The sequence below is a fragment of the Streptomyces lydicus genome (assembly GCF_000717345.1).
Lineage (GTDB): Bacteria > Actinomycetota > Actinomycetes > Streptomycetales > Streptomycetaceae > Streptomyces > Streptomyces lydicus.
The window spans coordinates 61,101-81,997 of the sequence record NZ_JNZA01000001.1 but is presented as its reverse complement, the minus strand read 5'-3'; the positions used below and the strand labels follow the sequence as shown (position 1 = coordinate 81,997).

The following is a 20,897-nucleotide window of genomic DNA, read 5'->3' as shown; positions in this document are numbered from 1 at the left end:
GGCGGCGGCCCCGCTGCCTGTCAGGAAGCGGGGCCGCCCGGACTCAGCGGCTCTCTTCCGCGGGACCTGCCGGCGTTCTGCGGACGGTGAGGGCGACGGTGTCGTCGGGGTGGAGGACGACGGTGTGCATGTCGCCGGCGATGGCGCCGGGGACGTCCTCGATGGGGCGGTGCCGGTGGCGCCGGGCGCTCTCGATGAGGCGGGCTTCGCCTTCCAGCGGGTCCCTGCGGCTCTCGGTCAGGCCGTCGGTGTAGAGGACGAGGAGGTCGCCGGCGTCCAGCTTCTCCGACAGCACCCGGTCGCTGCCGGGCAGGGGGTAGCCGATGCCCCGGCCGCGGACCTCCAGGTACTGCGAGGTGCCGTCGCGGCGCATCATCAGCGCGGGTGGGTGGCTGCCGTTGGCCAACTCCAGGTGCCCGGTGCCGGGGTCGATCCGAAGGAGGATCACGGTCGCCATCACGTCGGGGTCGAAGGGGGCGAGGATTTCGTTGGTGCGCCGGACGATGGAGCCCAGCGGGTGTCCTTCGAGGGCCAGGGTGCGCACGGCGTGGGTGACGTTCAGGGCGCTGCGGGTGCTGCGTACGCCGTGTCCGAGGGCGTCGACGAGCGTGATGTGGACGGTGCCGTCGGGCAGGGAGAACCAGTCGTAGAGGTCGCCGCCGGTGGGGGCGTCCGTCTCCGCGGGCGCGTAGTGGACGGCGAGTTCCAGGCCGTCGACGGCGATCGGCGGGGGGCGCAGGGCGTCTTCGAGCTCCCTGAGGACCTGGCCGTGTGCCGTGCGGAGTTGCTCGTCGCGTTCTTCGAGCTGGACGTAGAGGGCGAGCACCCCGCTGTTGGTCTCGGCGAGTTCGTGTTTGAGCTGGCGGTGCGCCTCGCTGAGGGCGTCGACCTGGGCGAGGGCGGCCCGGAGTTCCTCTTCGAGGGCGTGCGTCTCGGTCGGGGCCGTCACGGGTGCTTCGGCGTGGCCGTTGTCCTTGGCGGTGGCGGTCGTCACCGGGGCGGGCCGGGCGGGCGCGGCCCCGTCGTGCGGGGTGGGGGCGTGCGGTGCGGCGAGGGAGAGGCACCAGGTCGCCGCGGTGCCGTCGGGTGCCGTTTCCGCCGGCAGCGGCAGCTCGGCCGGGGGCAGCGGGCCCTTCGTCCGGAGGGTGACGGACAGCAGCGAGTCGCTGCGGCCGGTGCCGGCGGCGCAGGCGGCCTCCAGGGTGACGGGGCGCCCGGCCCGGAACGCGCGGTCGGCCAGTGCGGTCACGGACAGGACCAGGCGGGCCCGGGTCTCGATGGCCAGCCGGTGGGTGTCGCCCAGGCTGCGGACGGCGGTGCGCAGCGTCGGCAGCGAGTGGAAGGTGCGGTGGAAGGTGTGGGGGGTCACGGAAGTCTCTGTGTCAAAGGGTGGCGACCAGGACGGTCGCGTCGTCGCGGGTGAGCCGGTGGCCATGGGCGAGGGCCGCGGCCAGCAGGGGCGGCGGGAGCTGCAGGAGGTGGGGCGGGGGGCTGAGGGTCCAGCGGTGGTCGATGCCGTCGGAGTGGAGCACGGCGGTCGTGCCGGGCTCCAGCGGCAGGGAGCGGACCTGCGGCCGTGGCATGCGCAGGCCGACGATGCCGGGCTGGCCGGTGTGCCGGTGGTGGACGCTCTGCCCGGCGAGGGCGAGGACGCGGACGTTGCCCACGCCGCAGTATTCGCCCCGGTGGGGGTGGAGGCGGAGCAGTCCGACGGCCGCGCCGCGGCTGCGGCGCAGCGCGCGGTGGATGCCGTGCAGGAGGTCCGGCAACGGTTCGTCCGGCGCACGGTGGAAGGCGCGCAGGGCGCTCTGCGCGGCCTCCGCCGCCAACGGCCCGTGGCCGAGGCCGTCGATGACGATCGCGGTGCGGCCGGCGGGGGTGTCGCGCAGCGCGCAGGCGTCACCGCTGACCTCTTCGCCGTCGGCGGGGAGGCAGACCGCGCCGGTCCCCGCTGCGGACGGCGGCGGGTCACCGGGGGCCCAGAGCCGTGCGCAGGCCAGGGTGCCGGTGCCTTCCTGGGTGCGGATGGTGAAGTCCGACGCTATCCGGCTGACCGACCCCAGACCGGCTCCGAGCGTGGCGGTGGTGCTGTAGCCGTCGGTCAGGCACCGGTCGAGCTCGGGCATGCCGGGTCCCCGGTCCGCGGAAAGCACCTCCACGCCGTCGCCGAGCAGCGTCGGCTGGACGAACAGGGAACCGTCGGTGGCGTGCTTGGCGAGGTTGCTGCCGAGTTCGGACGCGATGACCGCGCAGTGCTCGGGCAGCGGTCCGGGAAGCTGCCGGCTCTGCGCGAGTGAGCGGGCCGTCTGAGCCGCCAGGTGCACGGCGCTGTAGTGGTCGACGCGGATGTGCGTGGTCGTCAGGGTGGGGGGCTGGGTCACCGGCTCGCCCATCGGACGGCGATCACCGTGGTCCCCGCGCCGGGCTCGCTGTGCACCTCGAATTCGTCCATCAGCCGCCGCGCGCCGCCGAGTCCGTGCCCGAGGCCCGCGCCGGTGGTGAAGCCGTCGGTGAAGGCCCGGTCGAGGTCGCTGATGCCCGGGCCGTCGTCCCGGATCGTCAGCCGCAGTCCCGCGGTGCCGTGGCGGGTGAGGTGGTCGATGGCGAGCGTGCCGCCTCCGCCGTGGATGTAGGCGTTGCGGGCGAGTTCGCTCGCCGCGGTGACCACCCGCGTCTGGTCGATGATGCTGAATCCGGCGCTGAGCGTGGCCGCGCGCACCGCGTGCCGCACGCTGAGCAGGTCCTCCTCGGTCCGTACGGGATGGCGGGAGGGTGCCGCCGGCGAGTCGGCTCCGTGGTGCTGGTCCGCCTCGCGGACGGTGGTGGTGCTGGCGAGTTCACCGGTCCGTGTCACGCCCACCTCCCTGCGGAGGCTGGGCGCTCTGGTACCAGCCCAGCGCCGCCATGCCCAGCTCGGCGTTGAGGGCGGTTTCCACGCCGTCCAGCTGAAGTCCCAGTTCGACCAGGGTGATGGCCACGGGGGGCCGCATGCCGGCCACGATCACTCGCGCGCCCAGAAGCCGCGCCATGGTGGTGAGTTCCATCAGGGTGCGGGCCACGAACGAATCGATGATCTCCAGGCGGGAGATGTCGACCAGGACGCCGCGTGCGCCGTCGGTACTGATGCGCGTGGTGAGTTCGTCGGTGAACGCCACCGCGGACTTGTCGTCGAGTTCGTTGAGCAGCCCGGTGACCAGCACGTCTCCCAGCCGAAGGATCGGCACCCCGTTCGAGGGCCGGCCGTTCATCGCGCGTCCCGCGGGTCGGCCTGTGCGGAGGAGTCCTCGGTGAGTTTGACGGCGGCGGTCAGCGCGTCGGCGAGGGTGGCGCGGGTGAGGATGGTGGACAGGTCGATGCCGAGCTGGGCGATGGTCTGGGCGATGGGGGGCCGGATGCCGCTGATGACGCAGTCCGCGCCCATGAGGCGTACGGCGTTGACGGTCTGCAGCAGGTGCTGGGCGACCGCGGTGTCGACGGTGGGTACGCCGGTGATGTCGATGATGGCGATCTGCGCCTCGTTCTCCTGGATGGCCTGGAGGAGGTTCTCCATCACCACCTGGGTGCGGGCGGTGTCCAGGGTGCCGATGAGGGGGACGGCCAGCACGTGGCGCCACAGCCGCACCACCGGCGTGGACACCTCCAGCAACTGGCGGCTCTGCCGCCGGATGATCTCCTCGCGGCCCTCCACGTACGTCTCGAAGGAGAGCGCGCCCGCGGTGTCGAGGAGCCGGTTGACCAGCAGCGCGGAGGTGAACAGTTCGTCGCCGTCACGGGTCTGCCGCTGTACGGCCTCCAGCAGGGCTTCCTTGAGGTACAGCACCGCCAGCGAGGTGCCCGTGGGCGGGGCGCCGGCGCGGGCCCTGCGCAGCGACAGCTCGGAGACCGCCTGCCGCAGCTCCTGGTGGGTGGCGACGAGGTTTTCCACCGGTATGTCGCTGTCGAGACCGGAGGTGAGCGCGGCCACCAGGTCGTCCGCTTCCTCCCGCAGCTCCACCTCGCTGACCTGCTTGCCCAGGGCACCTCGGTCCAGCTGCAACTGCACCCAACGGTCGGCGATGTCGTCGGCTTCTGCGCGCAGCGCGCTGCTGATGCGCCTGCGTGCGGCAGCCTCGGCGGAACTCAGCACAGGATCCCTTCCCTACGGTGGCCGGCACACGGTGGCGGTCCGACGTGCGGCCAGGTCTTCCGGTCTCGCCGGACCGAATTGTTGTCGCCCGGCAAATGTTAGCGACGACAGTCAAGCACGGAAAGCCCGAAGATCAACAGGGCCTCCTCCGCACCCCCGATGGGTACTTACCCCGCCGCCGCAGCCCCTATGGACCGGGGAAATGCCTGGTCAGGCCGATCGGGCCGAGCGCGCCCCGACGTCCCGGGACGCCTGCAGACCGATCGGCGACGCGGCGTCCACCACCGTCCGGAATCCCGTCAGCCCTTCGGTCAGCGCCGCTCGCTCCCCCCGCGGCATCCGGGCAATGAACGACCGTAGCGCCTCCTCCCGACGGGCACGCAAGCCGAAGAGATACGCCACCCCCTGGCCGGTCAGCCGCAGTTCCAACTCACGCCCGCTGGACGGGTGGGGAGCCCGCCTGAGGTAGCCGATCGCCTGGAGACGGTCGCACAGCCGGCTCACCGAGGACGGCGCCGCGTCCAGCAGCCGGCTCAGGGTGCGCAGATTGATGCCTTCGTCACGTTCCACCGCATACAGGACCCGCAGCTGCGACAGGGACACCGGGGCGGTGGGCACCGCGTCCCGCCCCTGCTCCCACAACACCTCGAGGAGCTCGATCAGTTCGGAAGCCGCGGTCGCCGCGTCGTGCGTTTCGCTTTCCGAAGCAGGGAGATTGTGGTCCATCCGCGGTCGCTCCCGTCCAGCCTTGTCGGTCCTGCTCGCTCCAGATGCCGGCCCGGCGCTCTGCTCCGTCGTACGGCGCTCAAGGCGGTCGACCATGACGTCCTACGGCAGCGGAGCACCTCCCGGTGGCGCCGCCCACGCGCTTCCGGCCCCGTCCGCGCGGCTCGTACGGAACACTCCGGCACGACCAGCAGGAACTGCCGGGGGCCGGCTACCGCAAGACGATACTCCTGCCCGTCAACCACCCCGTCCGGCCAGGCGCAGGACGCGGCGCCCGGCCGGACGGCGGGCGGCCGGGGAACCAGGGGCCGACCGTCCCGGCGGGCCACCGGCACCGTCACACGCCCGAAGTCCCGGCCGTGCGGGCGCAGTTCGAGGGTGGCCCCGGTGGCGAGCGCCCCGGCCTCGAAACAGACCCGGACCCTTCCGAGGCCGCGCCGTTGACGTTGCGCCCGCAGGCATGCCCGATGCCGGGCAGCGCGTCGTACTCGGCGCACAGGCCGAGCACCAGCTCGCCCGATCCCCGGGTGGCGAGCAGCGCGGTGGGCAGCTCGCCGACGCCCCGGGTGACGGTGAACCCAGCGGTCTCCCGCAGGTCCGCGATTTTCGCGGCCGAGCGGTGTTCGGCCAGGGCGGTCTCCGGCTCGTCGTACAGGCTGTGGCTCAGGGCCAGCAGCCGCTCGCTGACATCCGGCGCCGCGAGACGGCCCTGTGCGCCTGAGGCCCGTGGACACCTGCGACCGGAGGGTGCGTGCGCGGCGCATGCCGGCCGACCGCCCTGTGGGTCACCTCACAGCACCGCGCCGGAACTCGACGCTCCGTTCGTCCGACTCCCTGAACCGGAACGGCAGCGGGCCGGTCCACCTCACCTTCCCCGCCTTCGACCTGGGAGCGCGCGTGCCCACTGAACAACGTCTCGTACCGAGCGATGCGGACGAGACCCCGGACGCCGCCGCCCCCGGCGAGCGGCAGACGGCGGTGCCGCGGTCCGGATGGGCCGCACTGCGCCCGCTGGTGCTGCGCCTGCACTTCTACGCCGGGGTGCTCGTCGCGCCCTTCCTCCTCGTCGCCGCCCTCACCGGCCTGCTCTACGCCGCCTCGTTCCAGGCGGAGAAGGTGCTCTACGCCCATGAGTTGAGCGTTCCGGCGGGTGGCCGGACGCTGCCGCTGTCACAGCAGGTCGCCAAGGCGCGTGCGGCGCACCCGGAGGGTGCGGTCGCCGCCGTGCGCCCGGCACCGGAACCGGGGGACACCACGCGCGTGCTGCTCTCCGGCGCGCCCGGCGTGCCCGAGGACCACCAGCTCGCCGTCTTCGTCGACCCGCACACCGGTGAGGTCCGGGGCGCGCTGGAGACGTACGGCTCCACCGGGGCGCTGCCGCTGCGTACCTGGCTCGACTCCCTCCATCGCGACCTGCACCTGGGGGAGAACGGCCGCCTCTACAGCGAACTGGCCGCCAGCTGGCTGTGGGTGGTCGCCGGCGGTGGCCTCGCGCTCTGGATCGGACGCAGGCGCACCCAGCGCAAGGTGCGGGCCCTGGCGCTGCCGGACCGCACCGCCACCGGCCGCCGCCGGACGCTGTCCTGGCACGGGGCGGTCGGCGTGTGGGCGGCGGGCGGTCTGTTCTTCCTCTCGGTGACCGGTCTGACCTGGTCCGGGTATGCCGGCGCGCACATCGACGCGTTCCGCCGGTCCCTGGGGCAGGCGACGCCGAGCGTCTCCACGGCCGTGACCGTGGGCGCGGCGGATCCCGGGAACGCCGGGCACCATGCCCACCACGGCGGTGCCGGCGGGACGGCCGGGATGCCTGACATGCCGGGCATGGACGGGAAGCAAAGCGGCGCGCCGAGCGGCTCCGCTACGGATGTGGGCGTCGACCGGGTGCTGGCGGCGGCCCGCGCCGAGGGCCTGTCCTCTCCCGTCGAGATCGACCTGCCGACGGCGAAGGGCACCGCCTACGTCGTCAAGCAGGTCGGGCGCAGCTGGCCGGAGAAGCAGGACGCGGTCGCCGTGGACCCGGCCACCGGCAGGGTCACCGACGTCTCGCGGTTCGCCGACTACCCGGTTCTGGCCAAGCTCACCCGCTACGGCATCGACCTGCACACCGGCACCCTGTTCGGGCTCGTCAACCAGATCGCGCTGGCGGCGCTCGCGCTCGCCCTGGTCTTCCTGATCCTGTGGGGCTACCGGATGTGGTGGCAGCGACGGCCCACGCACGGGCGGACGCTGTCCTTCGGGCGCCCGGTGCCGCGCGGAGCGTGGCGGAGGGTTCCGCTGCCGGTACTGCTCCCGTTGGTGTGCGGCGTCGCGGCGGTGGGCTGGGCGGTGCCGCTGCTCGGCGTCTCGCTGGTCGGCTTCCTGCTCGTGGACGTCGTCCTCGGCGTGCTCGCGCACCGGCGTCGGGCCGCCGCCCCCGCGGACTGACCTCTCCTCCCCCGGTGTCCGGTCGGTCCGGCCCCGTGCAGCAACGACCGGGCAGCGATGTCCGGGCAGCGATGTCGGGAACTGGCGGCCCGGCCCGTACGACTGACTGGACCGGGCCCCGGAGCGGGGCCGGAGCCTGCGGGAGGGCAGCGGTGCGAGCAGAGCGCGGTACGGAGACGGAAGCGGAGGCCGCCGGGTCGGGCGGCGGCACCTCCCGGGCGCGCCCCGCGGGACCGGCGGTGACCGCGCTGCTGACCTCCGCGATGGCCTTCTCGATGATGCAGCTCTTCCTGCTCGGGGCACTCGGGCCGCGGCTGGTCGACGAGTGGGGCATCTCCCGGACGGCGCTCGGGCTGACCACGACGGCCGGGTTCGGCGCGGCGGCCCTGCTGTCGCCGGTGGCCGGGCGGCTGGTGGACCGGGTGGGACCGCGCCGCTGCCTGGTGGCGCTGCTGCTGCTCGCCGCCGTCTCGCTCGCGCTGATCGGGGCGGCTCCGGGAGCGGCGGTACTGCTGGTGGCGGTGACGCTGGGCGGGCTGCCGCAGGCCCTGGCCAACCCGGCGACCAACAAGGTGATCCTGGCGGCCGTTCCGCCCGAGCGGCGCGGCGCGGTGACCGGTCTGAAGCAGTCCGGCGTGCAGGTCGGTGCGTTCGCGGCGGGGCTGCCGCTGTCGCTGCTCGCCGCGGGGGTGGGCTGGCGCGGCGCCGTCTGGACGGCGGCCGGTACGGCGGCGGTGGCCGCGGCCTGGGCCGCCCGGATGCTGCCGCACGACGCGGCCGCCGAGACCCCGGGAGCGTGCCGCACGCCCGCCGCCCAGGGTGCGACGAGGCGGCTGGCGGTCTTCTCGCTGCTGCTCGGCTGCGGTATCGCCTCGGTCAACACCTATCTGGCGCTGTTCGGTTCGCAGCGCCTGGGGCTCGGACCGACCACCGCTGCCGCGTTGGTGGCCGTCCTGGGTGTGGCGGGCATGGCGGGGCGGGTGGGGTGGTCGCGGGTGGCGGACCGGCCGGGCCGCGCCGAGGTGATGCCCGCCCTGCTGGCGGCCGGAGCGGTGGGCGCGGCGCTGCTGCTCGCCGCGGCGGTTCCGGTGCCTTGGCTGGTCTGGGTGGGCGCGCTCGCCATCGGGTCGTTCGCGGTGGCGGCGAACGCGGTGTCGATGGTGCTGGTGATGCGGCGGGCGGCACCGGGGCGCGCCGGGCAGGACTCCGCCCTGGTGTCGGCGGGCTTCTTCGCCGGGTTCGCGGTGGGGCCGCCGCTCTTCGGCGCGCTGGTCTCGGCGACCGGCTACGGGCCCGGATGGCTGCTGGTGGCGGCCGAGTTCGCGGCGGCGGGGGCGGTGGCCGTGCCGCTGATGTCCGGTCGCCGAGGGGTGACGCGATGACCGCGCCGGTTGCGCCGGCCGCGGCGGGCTGGGCGGAAACGGCGCTCGCGTCCGTGCTGGCCCGGGTCTCGGTGACGGCGCGCGCGGCCGGTCCGCGCTTCCCGCTGTACGCGGATCCGGACACGGGCGCGTGGCGGACGACCACGCGGGGTTCGTGGACCGGCGGCTTCTGGGCCGGGCTGTTGTGGTTGCGCGCGCTGTCCTCGGGCGCCGCGGAGCACCGGGCCGCGGCGGCCGACTGCACCGGCCGGCTGCGGCACTGGGTGGCGCAGGACACCGCCACCCGCGGCCTGGTGCTCTGGTACGGCACCTCCCTGGCCGCCGGGCCGGGTGGTGACGGGGCGGCGGCCGCGCTGCGGGACGAGGCGGCGCGGGCCTGCCTGGCGGCGTACGAGCCGGAGTGGGGGCTGGTGCCGTGGGGCGGGGCGTTCGGCGGGCCGCGGTTGCTGGCACGGGCCGACGGCGTGCCGGGGCTCGTACCGCTGCTGGCGCGGGCGGACGGCGGGGCGGCCGCCGCGTACGCCCATCTCGACCGGCACCTCCACCTGTGCCTGTCGCAGGACCCGCCGCGTCCCGCGTGGCAGGCCGGGCCCCGGGGAACGTGGACGGCGTGGCCCGAACCCGGGCCCGGGTGGAGTCGTACCGCCGCGTGGCTGCTGCTGGCGGTCGCCGACGGGATGCGGTGCTTCGGGGCGGACGACCGGCTGCGGGCGGCGGCGGACCGGCTGAGCGCGCTGCGGCTGGCGCCCGGGGCGCGGCTCGTGCCGTCGGCCCGGGGTGCCGACCCGAGCGGCCCGGTGGACACCTCGGCCGCCGCGATCGAGGCGGTGGCCGCGCTGAAGCTGGCCGTGCTCGCGCGGACGGCCGGCGACCGGCGGGCGGCCGACCGCCTCACGGACCGGGGGCGTCTGGTACTGCACCGGCTGGCCACGGCGCACCTGTCGTCGACCGGCGCGCTGCTCGACGGCTGCTACGACGCCGACCGCGGGCTCGCGCCGCAGCACGAGCTGATCTGGGGGGACTTCTTCCTCGCGTGGGGGCTGGCGACGCTGACCGGGCTGGTGGAGCCGTTCACCATGTGACGGCCGAGGTCGCGGCGGCGTGGGTGCGGTGACGGGGCGTGTGCCGTGACGGGGACGTGGGTGCGGGGGCCGCCGTGTCACCGGGCGGCGTCGTAATCGCGGAGCACCCGGCGGGCCACCGCGGCGATGTGCAGCTCGTCCGGGCCGTCCAGCAGGCGGGCCGCGCGCCCCGTGCGGAACAGCCCCGGCAGTGCGGTGTCCGGCCCGAGTCCGGCCGCTCCGTGGACCTGGATCGCCGCGTCGGCGACCTGCTGGAGCATCCGGGCCGCCGCGACCTTCGCCAGTCCGGTCTCCAGCCGGGCATCGTCCCCCGCCGCCAGCCGGGCCATCGCCTCGTACACCAGCGGCCTGGTGGTACGGATCGCCAACAGGGCGTCGAAGACGAGCTGTTGCACCAGCTGGCGGTCGGCCAGGGGGCCGGACGCCTGGGTGCGCGACCGGGCCCGCGCGCACATCAGGCCGAAGGCCCGCTCGGCCTGCCCGAGCCAGCGCAGACAGCGCAGGACACGGCCGAGCCGCAGCCGCTCCCCGGCGATCCGCAGTGCCGTCCCGTGCTCGCCGACCACATGGTCCGGGGGCACGACGACCCCGTCCAGTGCGATCTCCCACTGACCGCCGACGCCGAGCACCGGCAGCTCGCGCACCACCCGGAACCCGGGGGTGGCGGTGGGCACCAGGAACAGCGACAGGTCGTCGCCGGTCCGGGCCAGCACGGTCACCAGGTCGGCCTCGCCCGCGCCCGTGATGAACCATTTGCGGCCGTGCAGGGTCCACGTCCCCCCGGGTCCGGCCTCGGCGCGGGTGGCGGTCAGGGCGGGGTCGGTGCCGGGGGTGTCCGGCTCGGTCATCGCGTAGCAGGTGCGTAGTTCACCTGCCGCGATGCGCGGCAGAAAGCGTTCCCGGACGGCGTCGGTGGCGTGCCGGCCGAGCATCAGCACGTCCAGCAGGGACGCCGAGCCGAGGGCCGCGGGACCGTGGTCACTGGCTCCCTCGGCCTCGGCGAGGTGCGCGTAACGGGACAGCGGCAGACCCTGTCCGCCGTATTCGACGGGCAGCGGCAGCGCCCAGAGGCCGGCCTGCTGCGCTTCACTCTTGAGCCGGCCCAGCTCGGCGCGCGCGGCCGGCCCGCCCGCGTCGAGCACCGGCTCGCTCGGCAGCACCCGCTCCCGCACGAACGCCGCGACCCGCTCGCGGAGCCCGGCGGCCTCCGGCGGACAGGCCGGCGTCCCGAACGGGGCCGCGCCGGACGGCGGACCGGCCTCCGGCGTGCCGCTCGGCTCGGCGCCCGGCGTGCTCTGCAGGGGATGTAGGGGGTTCACGGCTTCCTCCGTGTTCACCGGGAACCCGGTGAACCGACGCTCCGACTTACTGGCCGTGGAGTTGGTCGGCCGCGAGCGCCGTCCGGTTCCCGTACGTCCACGTCCGTGCGAGAGACGCGGCGCCCTGCCGCCGCCGGAGAGGAATGCCGTGCATGCCGTGGGGAGCCCCACCGTCATCGGTACGACCGGGCCACTGGAGGAGGTGGACGTACGGGTCGCGGGCCCGGCCGCACTCACCGCGCCGGCGCTCGCCCACCTGAGGGCGCTCGGCGCGCGGGCGGCGGAGGCGCCGGCCGGGCGGACCGGTCCGGCCCGCGTCGCCGTGGCCGGCCCCGGGCCGGGCGAGATCACCGCGCACACCGCCTGGGCCGATGTGCTGCCGGACGCGGACGCCTCCGATGAGGCGACGGTCCAGGCGGCCACCGGGATGATGCACGTCCACGGGAGACGCGACGCCGTACCGCGTGGCCTCGCCGTCGACTACGCCGCCACCTGTGCGGCGGTCCTCACCGTGCAGGGGCTGCTCGCCGGGCTGCTGGGCCGGGCGCGGGGCGGCGGCGGGGCCGGTGAGGTCGCCACCGGTGCCGACCGGGCCGCGCTGCTGACGCTCTCCCAGTACGCCGCGGCGGCGAACGCCCCCGAGGCGGAGGCCGTGCCCACCGCACCCGGCGGACCGCCGTTCACCGCCTCCTGCGGCACCCGATTCGAGCTGGAGGCACTGGATCCCGGCCCGTGGGCCCGGTTCTGGCGCGAACTCGGCGCGCCCGAGGAGCCGATCCGCGCCGGCTGGCCCGCCTTCCAGTTCCGCTACGCCACGGCCTGTGCGCCGCTGCCCGAGGCGCTGCACCGGGCGGCCGGCGCGGTGTCCTGGGCGCGCGTCCGGCAGGCCGCCGCCGCGTCCGGGGCCGAGGTGTGCGCGCTGCACGCGCTTTCCGGGAGGGTGGGGGAAGCGGCCGCCGCGCCGTGGACGCTGACTCCGTACGCCGGGGCGGGCGTTCCGCCGGCGCCGGACCCGCTGCCCGCCGGAACCCTTCCGCTGCGGGGGCTGACGGTTCTCGAAGCCGGCCGCCGCATCCAGGCCCCGCTCGCCGCTCATCTGCTGGGGCTGCTCGGCGCCGACGTCGTACGGATCGAACCGCCGGGCGGGGACCCGCTGCGCGGGATGCCCCCGTGCGCCTCGGGAGTCTCCGCCCGCTGGCTCGCCCTCAACCGGGGCAAGCGGAGCGTGGAGATCGACATCAAGTCCGTTGCGGGACAAGGTGAGTTGCGCGAGCTGGCCGCCGGCGCGGACGTCTTCCTGCACAACTGGGCCCCGGGCAAGGCGGAGCAGTTCGGGCTGGGTGCCGACGCTCTCGGCGCGGTCAACCCGCGTCTGGTGTACACGTACACCAGCGGCTGGGCGGGCCGGCTGCCCGACGCCCCGATGGGCACCGACTTCATGGTGCAGGCCCGCACCGGCGTCGGCGAGGCAGCCCGGCCCGCCGACGAACCGCCGGCGCCTTCGTTGATGACACTGATCGACGTCCTCGGTGGCCTGGTCGGTGCGGAGGCGGTACTGGCCGGCCTGCTGCTGCGGGAGCGCACCGGTCACGGCGTACAGGTGGAGTCGTCCCTGCTCGGTGCCGCGGAGACGCTCACCGCACCCGCGCTGCGGCGGGCCGCGGCGGGCCGGGATCCGCGCCGCCCGGCCGGTTTCCGCCGCCCGCTGCGGACCGCCGACGGGTGGCTCGCCCCGGCCGACGACTCCGCGGACGCGGCCCGCGCCCTCTCCGCGCGACTGCGCGAGCTGACGTCGGACCAGGCTGTGGCGGCCCTGCGCGCACGGGGTCTGGCCGCCACCGTCGTCACCACCGATCTCGGCGCGCTGCCGGCGGACCCCCGGCTGGCCGGGGTGTTCACCCGCGACGCGCACGCATCCCTCGTTGTTCCCTCGCCCTGGAGGTTCGCATGACGATCCCGTCCCGCACCCTGCCCGCCGCCGCCCCGTTCCACGATCTGGTCCCCGCGGCGCTGCGGCGCGCCTGGGCCGCCGACGGCCACTGCCCCGATCTGGACCTGTACGCGCTGTTCCGGGCCCGCCGGATCGCCGCCCCGGGCGCCACCGCGGTGATCGACGCGGCCGGCGAGGTCAGTTACGCCGAACTGGACGACCGGGCCCGATGTCTGGCCGCCGGGCTGGACGCGCACGGCGTCCGGCCCGGTGACGTGGTGGGCGTGGCGCTGCCCAACGGCAGGGACGCGGTGACGGCCGACCTCGCGCTGGCCGCGCTGGGCGCCGTCGTGCTGCCCTTCCCGGTCGGACGCGGCAGACGGGAGGCCCGCTCGCTGCTCGGCCGCTCGGGGGCCCGGGCGGTCATCGCCCTCGCCGAACACCGGGGCGCCGAGCCCGCGCGGGAGCTGGCCGCACTGGCCGCGGTTCCCGGCGAACTGCCCGAGCTGCGCACGGTGATCGCGGCCGGCCCCGGCCCGGTCCCGGCGCACTGTCCGTCGCTGGCCGAGCTGCTGCGCACCGACGCGACCGCCTTCACACCGGCCCGCCCCGGCCCCGATACCGCCGCCCGGATACTGGTCTCCTCCGGGTCGGAGGCCGAGCCCAAGATGGTGGCGTACTCGCACAACGCGCTGGCCGGCGGCCGGGGCAACGGCCTTGCCTCGCTGCTGCGGCCGGGCACCCCGCCGCGCTGTCTGTTCCTGGTGCCGCTCGCGTCGGCGTTCGGCAGCAACGGCACCGCCGTCACCCTCGCCCGGCACGGCGGGACCCTGGTGCTCCTCGACCGTTTCACACCCGACGCGGCCCTGGACGCGCTCCGCGCCCACCGGCCCACCCACGTACTGGGCGTGCCGACCATGGTGCGCATGATGCTCGACCGGCTGGCGGACGCGCCCGCCCCGCCCCCCGCGCCGACCGCCTTGATACTCGGCGGCGCGGCCCTCGACGCGGCCACCCGCGAAGAGGCCCGCCGGGCCTTCGGCTGCGCGGTGGTCAACCTCTACGGCTCGGCCGACGGCGTCAACTGCCACGGCGACCTCGACGCGTGCGCGGCCGCCGAGGACGGCTCGGAGGCCGGTCCCGGCATCGCGGTGGGCCGGCCCGATCCCGGCGTGTGCGACATCCGCATCGCCCCGCTGCCGGGCGGCAGTTCCCCCGGTGCGGCGGCGGCTTGCGGGGAGGCCGGGGAGATCCTCGCGCGCGGCCCGATGACCCCGCTGTGCTACGTCGGCGCGCCCGAGCTGAACATGCGCTACCGCACGGCCGGCGGCTGGGTCCGTACCGGCGACCTCGGCATGCTGGACGCCACCGGAACCCTGCGTGTCATCGGCCGCCTCAAGGACATCGTGATCCGCGGCGGCGCGAACATCAGCCCCGCCGAGGTCGAGGGTCAGCTCGCCTCCCACCCGGACGTGCGCGAGGTGCTGTGCGTCGGCGTGCCGGACCCGCTGATGGGCGAAAGGCTCGCCGCGTGCGTGGTGCCGCGGCCCGGGCGCACACCGGAACTTGCCGGTTTGTGCGCCCATCTGGACACCCGCGGTCTGGAGCGCCGCAAGCATCCCGAGCACGTCCTCCTGGTGACCGACGGGCTGCCGCTCACCCCGGCGGGGAAGCCCGACCGGGCCGCGCTGCGGGCGAGGGCCGCCGCCGAGGTGAGCGCCGACCAGGTGCGGGCGGGCTGACGCCGCCGGACACGCCACCGGGGAGGGGCCGCCGCGGCAGCTCCTCCCCGGGGTGCACGTCGCCGGCGGCTCAGGAGCCGGAGAACGCCTTCTCCATCTGCCCGGCCGCCTTGCGGTAGACCGCCAGCAGGTCGAGGTCCCGGCCCGGGTAGTTGACGATGTTCAGCTGCTCGGCCCCCGAGCCCGGCAGCACGGTCCCGCTCGACATGTTCTCGTTCTCCAGCACGAACTTCGGCTTCTTCGCGGACAGTGCGGACAGCTGGGCGGGGGTGACCGCTTCGGGGCCGTAGGTGCCGACCACCTTCGCGCCCGCCAGCTCGGCCGCCCACGTGGTGAACCTCTGCGACGCCACCGCCGGCGCCTTGCCGCCCGGCCAGGCGCCCTTCACCTGCTGGGCGAGCGTGTCCCACGCGCGCGTGAAGGTGGCGTTCCACCGGGCCGCGGCGCGCTCCGTACCGAACTTCCTGCCGAGCGCGGTCACTTCGGCCCGGGTCGCCGCGGGTGTGTTGTCCAGATTGACCTCGACCAGCTTCGCGTGCGAGCCGACCGCTTCCTTGATCTTGCCGGCCCAGGGCTCGAAGGAGGCGTAGAGCACGTAGTCGGCGCCCGCGACCGCGGTCAGGTCGGACGGCTTGAGGTCGTAGTCGGGGGCGTGCCGGATCGACGCGGGGACGAGGTAGCGGACGTTCCTGGCCCCGGCGGCCTTCGCCAGCGCCGCCTCCCAGGTGGAGGTGGCGACCACCTCCGGACCGGACGACGCGCCCGTCCGCGATGAGCCGGACGAGGTGTCCGTACCGCCGTTGCCGCCGCAGCCGGTCAGCAGCGCCAGCCCGGCGCTCAGTGCGGTGACGGCTGCGACGGGGCGGAAGAGGACGCGGACGTGCGCCATGATGAGGTTCTCCGTTCGGGTATCAGATGAGCGGCAAGGGCGATGGCCCCCGCGGCGAGGACGAGGACCGGACCGGGGGGCAGGTCCCAGGCCAGCGCGAGCAGGAAGCCGACGACGTTCACGACGACGCCGATGCCGACCGCCCAGAGTGTGATCGACACCAGCGACCGGCCGAGGCGGCGGGCGGCCAGGGCCGGCAGCAGGGTCAGCGCGTCCACCAGCAACGCGCCCGTCAGGCGGATGGCGCCGGCGACCGCGACCGCCACCAGGACCAGCAGCACCACGGTCAGCCGCTGCACCGCCACGCCGGAGCACAGCGCCAGTTCCCGGTCGTGCAGCAGCAGCGCCAGATCGCGGCGCCGCCGGACGAACAGCGCCGGTACGGCCACCGCCAGCGCGCCCAGCACCACGAGGTCCGCCGGACGCACCGCCAGGATCGAGCCCCACAGCAGCGCGAACGCCCCGTTGGCGTTCACCCCGGACAGCGCCAGCATCAGCAGGGCGGCGGCGATCGCGAGGCTCATCAGCAGCCCCATCGCCCCCGACAGGCCGTCCGCCGTACGGGCCAGCGGGGCCACCCCCGCGCCCGCCAGGGCACAGGCCACCAGCGCACACAACACCGGGTCCAGACCCACGAGTTGACCCACCGCGATGCCCAGCAGTGCCACATGCATCATGGCGAAGCGCACCGGCATGATGTCCAGGCCGACGATCACCACACCGATCACCGGCAGGCCGAGGGCGGCGAGCACCAGCCCGGCCCCCGCACGCTGCACCGGGACCAGCTGGAGCAGGTCGCCGACCTGCCCGAGGGCGCTCACGCGACCTCCCGCAGCCGGCCGGCCGCCATCTCCAGCGTCCGGTCACAGCGCCCGGCCATCGCCCGGTCGTGCGTCACCACCAGCAGCGTCACCGGAAGTGCGGTGAGGAGTTCCGCGGCCTCCTCCTGCCCGGCGAAGTCCAGCGCGGCGGTGGGCTCGTCCGCGAGCAGCACCCCCGCTCCGGCCGCCACGCAGCCCACCGCGCGCGCCAGGTGCATCCGCTGCAACTGGCCGCCCGAGAGGCTGCTCACCGGCCGGTCGGTCAGGGCGCCCACGCCCAGCCGCTCGGCCGCGTGCCGCGCTTCGGCGAGGTCACCGCTGCTCGCCAGCAGCTCCCTCGCGAGCAGCGGGAAGCGGCCGGCGGCCGGCCGTTGCGGAATCCATCCGCACGCCCGCCGCCGCCACGCCCATTCGGCGGCGCTGCGGCAGCCCCGGCCGCCGACGACGATCTCCCCGTCGGCCTGCCGGTGCAGACCGAGCACCGCCCGCAACAGCGTCGTCTTTCCCGATCCGTTGGTGCCGGTCAGCGCGATCCGCTCACCGGCCCGCACCTCCAGATCGACTCCGCGGACCGCCTCCAGCCGCCCGTGCCGGCACACCACGTGCCGCAGCCGCACCTCGAGACCGCCCGCACCGTCCCTCTGCCGTCCCTCAAGGGGACCTGACCACTCCGTGCTCCGTTCCACAGCCCACTAGTCGGCCGGACCGGCCGCGGAGTTCCCGGAAGCCGGCGGCAGTCCTGACGGGGCCACCCGTATCCGGGTCGCCGTCCGCCGGGAACCGCCGGGTGTGCCTCCACCAGGCTCCACGCTCCGTCTGGTGGAGTCGGTTGTCACAGTCCGCCCCACCAACGGGAGTACGTATGGCCGCCACCGCACAGATCGGTGTCACCGGGCTCGCGGTGATGGGCCGCAACCTGGCCCGCAACTTCGCCCGCAACGGCTACACCGTGGCTCTGCACAACCGCACGCCCAGCCGGACCCATGACCTCATCGCGGAGTTCGGGCACGAGGGAAACTTCGTGGCCACCGAGCGGCCCGAGGAGTTCGTCGCCGCCCTGGAGCGCCCCAGACGATTGATGATCATGGTGAAGGCCGGCGATCCGACCGACACGGTGATCGAGGAGTTCGCCCCCTTGCTGGAGCCCGGCGACATGATCATCGACGGCGGGAACGCCCACTTCGCCGACACCCGCCGCCGCGAACGCGCCCTGCGCGAGCGGGGCGTCCACTTCGTCGGCACCGGCGTCTCCGGCGGTGAGGAGGGTGCGCTGCACGGGCCCTCGATCATGCCCGGCGGCTCGGCCGAGTCCTACGCCTCGCTCGGCCCGATGCTGGAGACGATCAGCGCCAAGGTGGACCGTCAGCCCTGCTGCACCCACATCGGGCCGGACGGGGCCGGACACTTCGTCAAGATGGTGCACAACGGCATCGAGTACGCCGACATGCAGCTCATCGGCGAGGCGTACGACCTGCTGCGGCAGGTGGGTGGCTACCACCCGACGCAGATCGCCGAGATCTTCCGCCGCTGGAACACCGGCCGCCTGGACTCATATCTGATCGAGATCACCGCCGAGGTGCTCGCCCACACCGACGCCGCCACCGGCAAACCCTTCGTCGACGTCGTCCAGGACCAGGCCGAACAGAAGGGCACCGGACGCTGGACCGTACAGCTCGCCCTCGACCTCGGCGTCCCGGTCAGCGCCATCGCCCAGGCGGTCTTCGCCCGCTCCTCGTCGGGACACACCGACCTGCGGGCCGCCTACCGCGACCTGCCGGGAGCCGGTGCCCGGCCGCTGTCCGCCCACGAGGCGGAAACCTTCACCGCCCATGTCGAGCAGGCCCTGTACGCGTCGAAGATCATCGCCTACGACCAGGGCTGGAAGATGATCATGGATGGCAGCGCCGAGTACAACTGGGACATCGACCCCGGCGCGATCGCCGCGATCTGGCGCGGCGGCTGCATCATCCGCGCCGCGTTCCTCGACCGCATCCGCGCGGCCTACGCCGCCGACCCCGGCCTCGTCAGCCTGCTGTCCGACAAGGAGTTCGGCCAGGAGATCGGCGGTGCCCAGCAGAGCTGGCGCGAGGTGGTGGCCACCGCCGCGCACCACGGCATCCCGGCCCCCGCCTTCTCCGCCGCGCTGGCCTACTACGACTCGCTGCGCGCCGAACGGCTGCCGGCGGCCCTCACCCAAGGGCAGCGGGACTTCTTCGGCGCCCACACCTACCGCCGGACCGACCGCGAGGGCAGCTTCCACACCCGCTGGGCGGAGCACGACCGGCCCGAGGTCTCCGCCTGACGCCGGCCTGACGACGCCTGCCGGCGGTGGTACGGCGTGCCGGTGCGGGAGCGGCCCGCGCGCTCCCGCACCGGCACCATCGGCCCGGTCGTGTCGCGCGCGGCCGTGTCTCCGGGTGGACTGGAGCCAGGGCCGGCGGCCCGGTGCATGGCGTGCCGCGCTGTGGGCAGCCGCGGAGACAGACGCCGTCCGCACCCGGGCCGGCCCGCGGACCTGCAGGAGAAGAGGAGAAAGCATGGCTGACAGCAAGCTGAGCGGTCGCTCCGCTCTGGTCGTGGTGGCCAACTACGGAGTGGAACAGGACGAACTTCTCGTCCCGGTGCAGCATCTGCGGGACGCCGGCGCCGAGGTGCAGATCGCCGCGGTGACCGCCGACCCGATCCAGACCCTCGTCGGCGACAAGGACCCCGGTCAGAAGGTCAGCCCGGACCGGACGCTGGACGACGTCGACGCGTCCGCGTACGACGTGCTGGTGCTGCCGGGAGGCACGCTGAACGCGGACGCGCTGCGGCTTCAGGACAAGGCCGTCGCCCTCGTCCGCGCCTTCCCCTCCGCGCACCGCCCGGTCGCGGCGATCTGCCACGGCCCGTGGGGCCTGGTCGAGGCGGACGTCGTCAAGGGCAAGACGCTGACCTCCTATCCGTCGCTGCGGACCGACATCCGCAATGCCGGGGGCCACTGGGTGGACGAGTCCGCCGTCAGTGACCACTCGAATGGCTGGACGCTCGTCACCTCGCGCACGCCCGACGACCTGGAGGACTTCCTGAAGGCGATCGAGGCAGCGCTCACCGAGACGGCTCCCTGACCGCTCCCCCGGCTCCCCGCGTGCCGTCCAGACCTGGTCGGCTCTCCCGTGTCGCGCCGGGCGCCCGTAGGGCGTGGACTGGTAAGTGCCTCCTGCGTCCCGCGGAGGCGCCGGCTGCCGGGCAGCCGCGCGGCGGAACACCTCATCCGTCCCCTCTCGATCAAGGAGTTGCCTGATGCCTGCGGGTTCGAGCAAGAAACGCGAGCGACAGTACGAGCACATCAAGGAACAGGCCGAGGAGCGCGGTACCTCCGAGAAGCGTGCGAAGGAGATCGCCGCGCGCACCGTCAACAAGGAACGCGCCCGCTCCGGCGAGGCCAAGTCGTCGAGCAGGACGTCGTTGCGCGACCCCAAGTCCGCGTCACAGCGCGGCGGCGAGCGTTCCCACCGCGGGGCTCAGGGCCCCACGAAGGACCAGCTGTACGAGGAGGCCAAGAAGAAGAACGTCGAGGGCCGCTCCACCATGAACAAGGATGAACTCCGCAAAGCAGTAGGCCGCTGAACCGCCCCGCCGACCCGGACCCGGGCGCGCCGGGCGCCCCGCAGGAGAACGTTGTGATGTCGATGGACCGACACGTCGCGCCCGTGCTCGGTGCGCCGTGCTGGGTCAGCCTGACGGCCCGCGACCTGACCGCCGCGCAGGACTTCTACGGCGCGGTGATGAACTGGAGCTTCCGCACGGCGAGCTTCGGGGACGCGTTCTGCGTCGCGCTCGCCGATGATCAGCCGGTGGCCGGTATCGCGGAGGTCGCGCCCGGCTGGCAGGCGCCGGTGGACTGGACGCCGTACTTCGCCGTGGCCGACGCCGATGACGTCGCGGGCCGGGTCCGGGAACGCGGAGCCACCGTCGCGGTGGGGCCACTCCGCCTGGGCTACGGCCGTGCCGCGCTGGCCGCCGACCGTGACGGCGCCAGGTTCGGCCTCTGGGAAGGGCAGTCCTTGTCCTGGACGGTGGGCGAGGGCAACGCCCCGGCCCTGTTGGAACTGCGGACCCGCGACGCGTTCGACGCGGCCATCTTCTACGCGCAGATCTTCGACTGGGCCACTCCGGAGAGCGAGTGCCGGGTGGACTACGAGGAGGAGCAGGTCATCGTGCGGCAGGGTGACCGTGCGGTCGCCACGCTGCGGGGCGGGGGCGTCGAGTCGGCCCCGGACCCGCGGATCCGCCCGCGGTGGCACGTCCACTTCCGCGTCCGCGACCTCGACAAGACCACCGCGGCGGCGGTCGCGGCCGGCGGCACCGTCACGCCCGTCGTCGAGCCGGCCGGGGGCGCGGCCGGCCCCCGGGCCGTGATCCGCGACCCGGACGGCGCCCTGTTCACCGTCTCGACCGGCGACGGGCCGTGACG

General features: G+C 74.6%; 19 protein-coding genes. 9 read left to right on the top strand and 10 right to left on the bottom strand.

Features of this window, described 5'->3' with window-relative positions; translation table 11 throughout:
• Window positions 1-43: 43 nt before the first annotated feature.
• The 6 genes from OO62_RS00375 to OO62_RS00350 all read right to left on the bottom strand — a co-directional run bounded on the left by OO62_RS00375 (window position 44) and on the right by OO62_RS00350 (window position 4,852).
• Entirely contained in the window at window positions 44-1,369 is a 1,326-nt protein-coding gene (locus OO62_RS00375) for a PP2C family protein-serine/threonine phosphatase (RefSeq protein WP_033265052.1), read from the bottom strand.
• Window positions 1,370-1,382: 13 nt separating this feature from the next.
• A complete protein-coding gene (locus tag OO62_RS00370; RefSeq protein ID WP_051732415.1) occupies window positions 1,383-2,393 on the bottom strand; it encodes a SpoIIE family protein phosphatase in 1,011 nt (336 codons plus the stop codon).
• Window positions 2,378-2,854, bottom strand: a complete 477-nt coding sequence (locus tag OO62_RS00365) for an ATP-binding protein (RefSeq protein WP_078616942.1) — start codon at window positions 2,852-2,854, stop codon at window positions 2,378-2,380. The genes OO62_RS00370 and OO62_RS00365 overlap by 16 nt, the downstream gene beginning before the upstream one ends.
• A complete protein-coding gene (locus OO62_RS00360) occupies window positions 2,838-3,248 on the bottom strand; it encodes an STAS domain-containing protein (RefSeq protein ID WP_033265051.1) in 411 nt (136 codons plus the stop codon). Before OO62_RS00360 ends, OO62_RS00365 begins: the two co-directional genes overlap by 17 nt.
• Window positions 3,245-4,123 (bottom strand): STAS domain-containing protein, encoded by an 879-nt coding sequence (locus tag OO62_RS00355; RefSeq protein WP_033265233.1) that lies wholly within the window; start codon window positions 4,121-4,123, stop codon window positions 3,245-3,247. Before OO62_RS00355 ends, OO62_RS00360 begins: the two co-directional genes overlap by 4 nt.
• A gap of 213 nt (window positions 4,124-4,336) precedes the next feature.
• Window positions 4,337-4,852, bottom strand: coding sequence for a MarR family winged helix-turn-helix transcriptional regulator (locus OO62_RS00350; RefSeq protein ID WP_051732413.1), 516 nt, complete (start codon window positions 4,850-4,852; stop codon window positions 4,337-4,339).
• A gap of 897 nt (window positions 4,853-5,749) precedes the next feature.
• Here OO62_RS00350 and OO62_RS00340 point away from each other — a divergent pair.
• The 3 genes from OO62_RS00340 (at window position 5,750) to OO62_RS00330 (ending at window position 9,740) form a co-directional block, all read left to right on the top strand.
• Window positions 5,750-7,276 (top strand): PepSY-associated TM helix domain-containing protein, encoded by a 1,527-nt coding sequence (locus OO62_RS00340; protein WP_033265231.1) that lies wholly within the window; start codon window positions 5,750-5,752, stop codon window positions 7,274-7,276.
• Window positions 7,277-7,428: 152 nt separating this feature from the next.
• Window positions 7,429-8,658, top strand: a complete 1,230-nt coding sequence (locus tag OO62_RS00335; protein WP_051732411.1) for an MFS transporter — start codon at window positions 7,429-7,431, stop codon at window positions 8,656-8,658.
• Window positions 8,655-9,740 carry a hypothetical protein gene (locus tag OO62_RS00330; RefSeq protein WP_033265049.1) on the top strand — a complete coding sequence of 362 codons (1,086 nt, stop codon included), beginning with the start codon at window positions 8,655-8,657 and terminating at the stop codon, window positions 9,738-9,740. The genes OO62_RS00335 and OO62_RS00330 overlap by 4 nt, the downstream gene beginning before the upstream one ends.
• 77 nt (window positions 9,741-9,817) lie before the next feature.
• Here OO62_RS00330 and OO62_RS00325 read toward each other — a convergent pair whose 3' ends face one another.
• Entirely contained in the window at window positions 9,818-10,912 is a 1,095-nt protein-coding gene (locus tag OO62_RS00325; protein ID WP_033265229.1) for an acyl-CoA dehydrogenase family protein, read from the bottom strand.
• A gap of 304 nt (window positions 10,913-11,216) precedes the next feature.
• Between OO62_RS00325 and OO62_RS00320 the strand changes: the two genes are divergently transcribed.
• Window positions 11,217-13,010: a CoA transferase gene (locus tag OO62_RS00320; RefSeq protein ID WP_033265048.1), complete on the top strand. Its 1,794-nt coding sequence runs from the start codon at window positions 11,217-11,219 to the stop codon at window positions 13,008-13,010.
• The gene (locus tag OO62_RS00315; RefSeq protein ID WP_051732408.1) at window positions 13,007-14,731 is read left to right on the top strand and encodes a class I adenylate-forming enzyme family protein; all 1,725 of its coding nucleotides are present in this window, start codon (window positions 13,007-13,009) and stop codon (window positions 14,729-14,731) included. Before OO62_RS00320 ends, OO62_RS00315 begins: the two co-directional genes overlap by 4 nt.
• Window positions 14,732-14,801: 70 nt before the next feature.
• On the opposite strand, the gene OO62_RS00310 is transcribed toward OO62_RS00315, so the two are convergent.
• From OO62_RS00310 to OO62_RS00300, 3 genes are read right to left on the bottom strand one after another with little or no spacing between them, the layout of a single operon-like run.
• Window positions 14,802-15,620 (bottom strand): metal ABC transporter substrate-binding protein, encoded by an 819-nt coding sequence (locus tag OO62_RS00310; protein WP_033265047.1) that lies wholly within the window; start codon window positions 15,618-15,620, stop codon window positions 14,802-14,804.
• Window positions 15,569-16,441 (bottom strand): metal ABC transporter permease, encoded by an 873-nt coding sequence (locus OO62_RS00305; RefSeq protein WP_033265046.1) that lies wholly within the window; start codon window positions 16,439-16,441, stop codon window positions 15,569-15,571. The genes OO62_RS00310 and OO62_RS00305 overlap by 52 nt, the downstream gene beginning before the upstream one ends.
• Window positions 16,438-17,058, bottom strand: a complete 621-nt coding sequence (locus OO62_RS00300; RefSeq protein WP_033265045.1) for a metal ABC transporter ATP-binding protein — start codon at window positions 17,056-17,058, stop codon at window positions 16,438-16,440. The genes OO62_RS00305 and OO62_RS00300 overlap by 4 nt, the downstream gene beginning before the upstream one ends.
• Window positions 17,059-17,303: 245 nt before the next feature.
• On the opposite strand from OO62_RS00300, the gene gndA reads away from it, so the two are divergent.
• The 4 genes from gndA to OO62_RS00280 all read left to right on the top strand — a co-directional run bounded on the left by gndA (window position 17,304) and on the right by OO62_RS00280 (window position 20,895).
• Window positions 17,304-18,743, top strand: coding sequence for an NADP-dependent phosphogluconate dehydrogenase (gndA, locus tag OO62_RS00295; RefSeq protein WP_033265044.1), 1,440 nt, complete (start codon window positions 17,304-17,306; stop codon window positions 18,741-18,743).
• Window positions 18,744-18,978: 235 nt separating this feature from the next.
• Window positions 18,979-19,548: a type 1 glutamine amidotransferase domain-containing protein gene (locus OO62_RS00290; protein WP_033265043.1), complete on the top strand. Its 570-nt coding sequence runs from the start codon at window positions 18,979-18,981 to the stop codon at window positions 19,546-19,548.
• Between the two features lie 175 nt (window positions 19,549-19,723).
• Entirely contained in the window at window positions 19,724-20,050 is a 327-nt protein-coding gene (locus tag OO62_RS00285) for a hypothetical protein (RefSeq protein WP_033265042.1), read from the top strand.
• 56 nt (window positions 20,051-20,106) lie between these two features.
• Window positions 20,107-20,895 carry a VOC family protein gene (locus OO62_RS00280; RefSeq protein ID WP_033265041.1) on the top strand — a complete coding sequence of 263 codons (789 nt, stop codon included), beginning with the start codon at window positions 20,107-20,109 and terminating at the stop codon, window positions 20,893-20,895.
• Window positions 20,896-20,897: the final 2 nt, after the last annotated feature.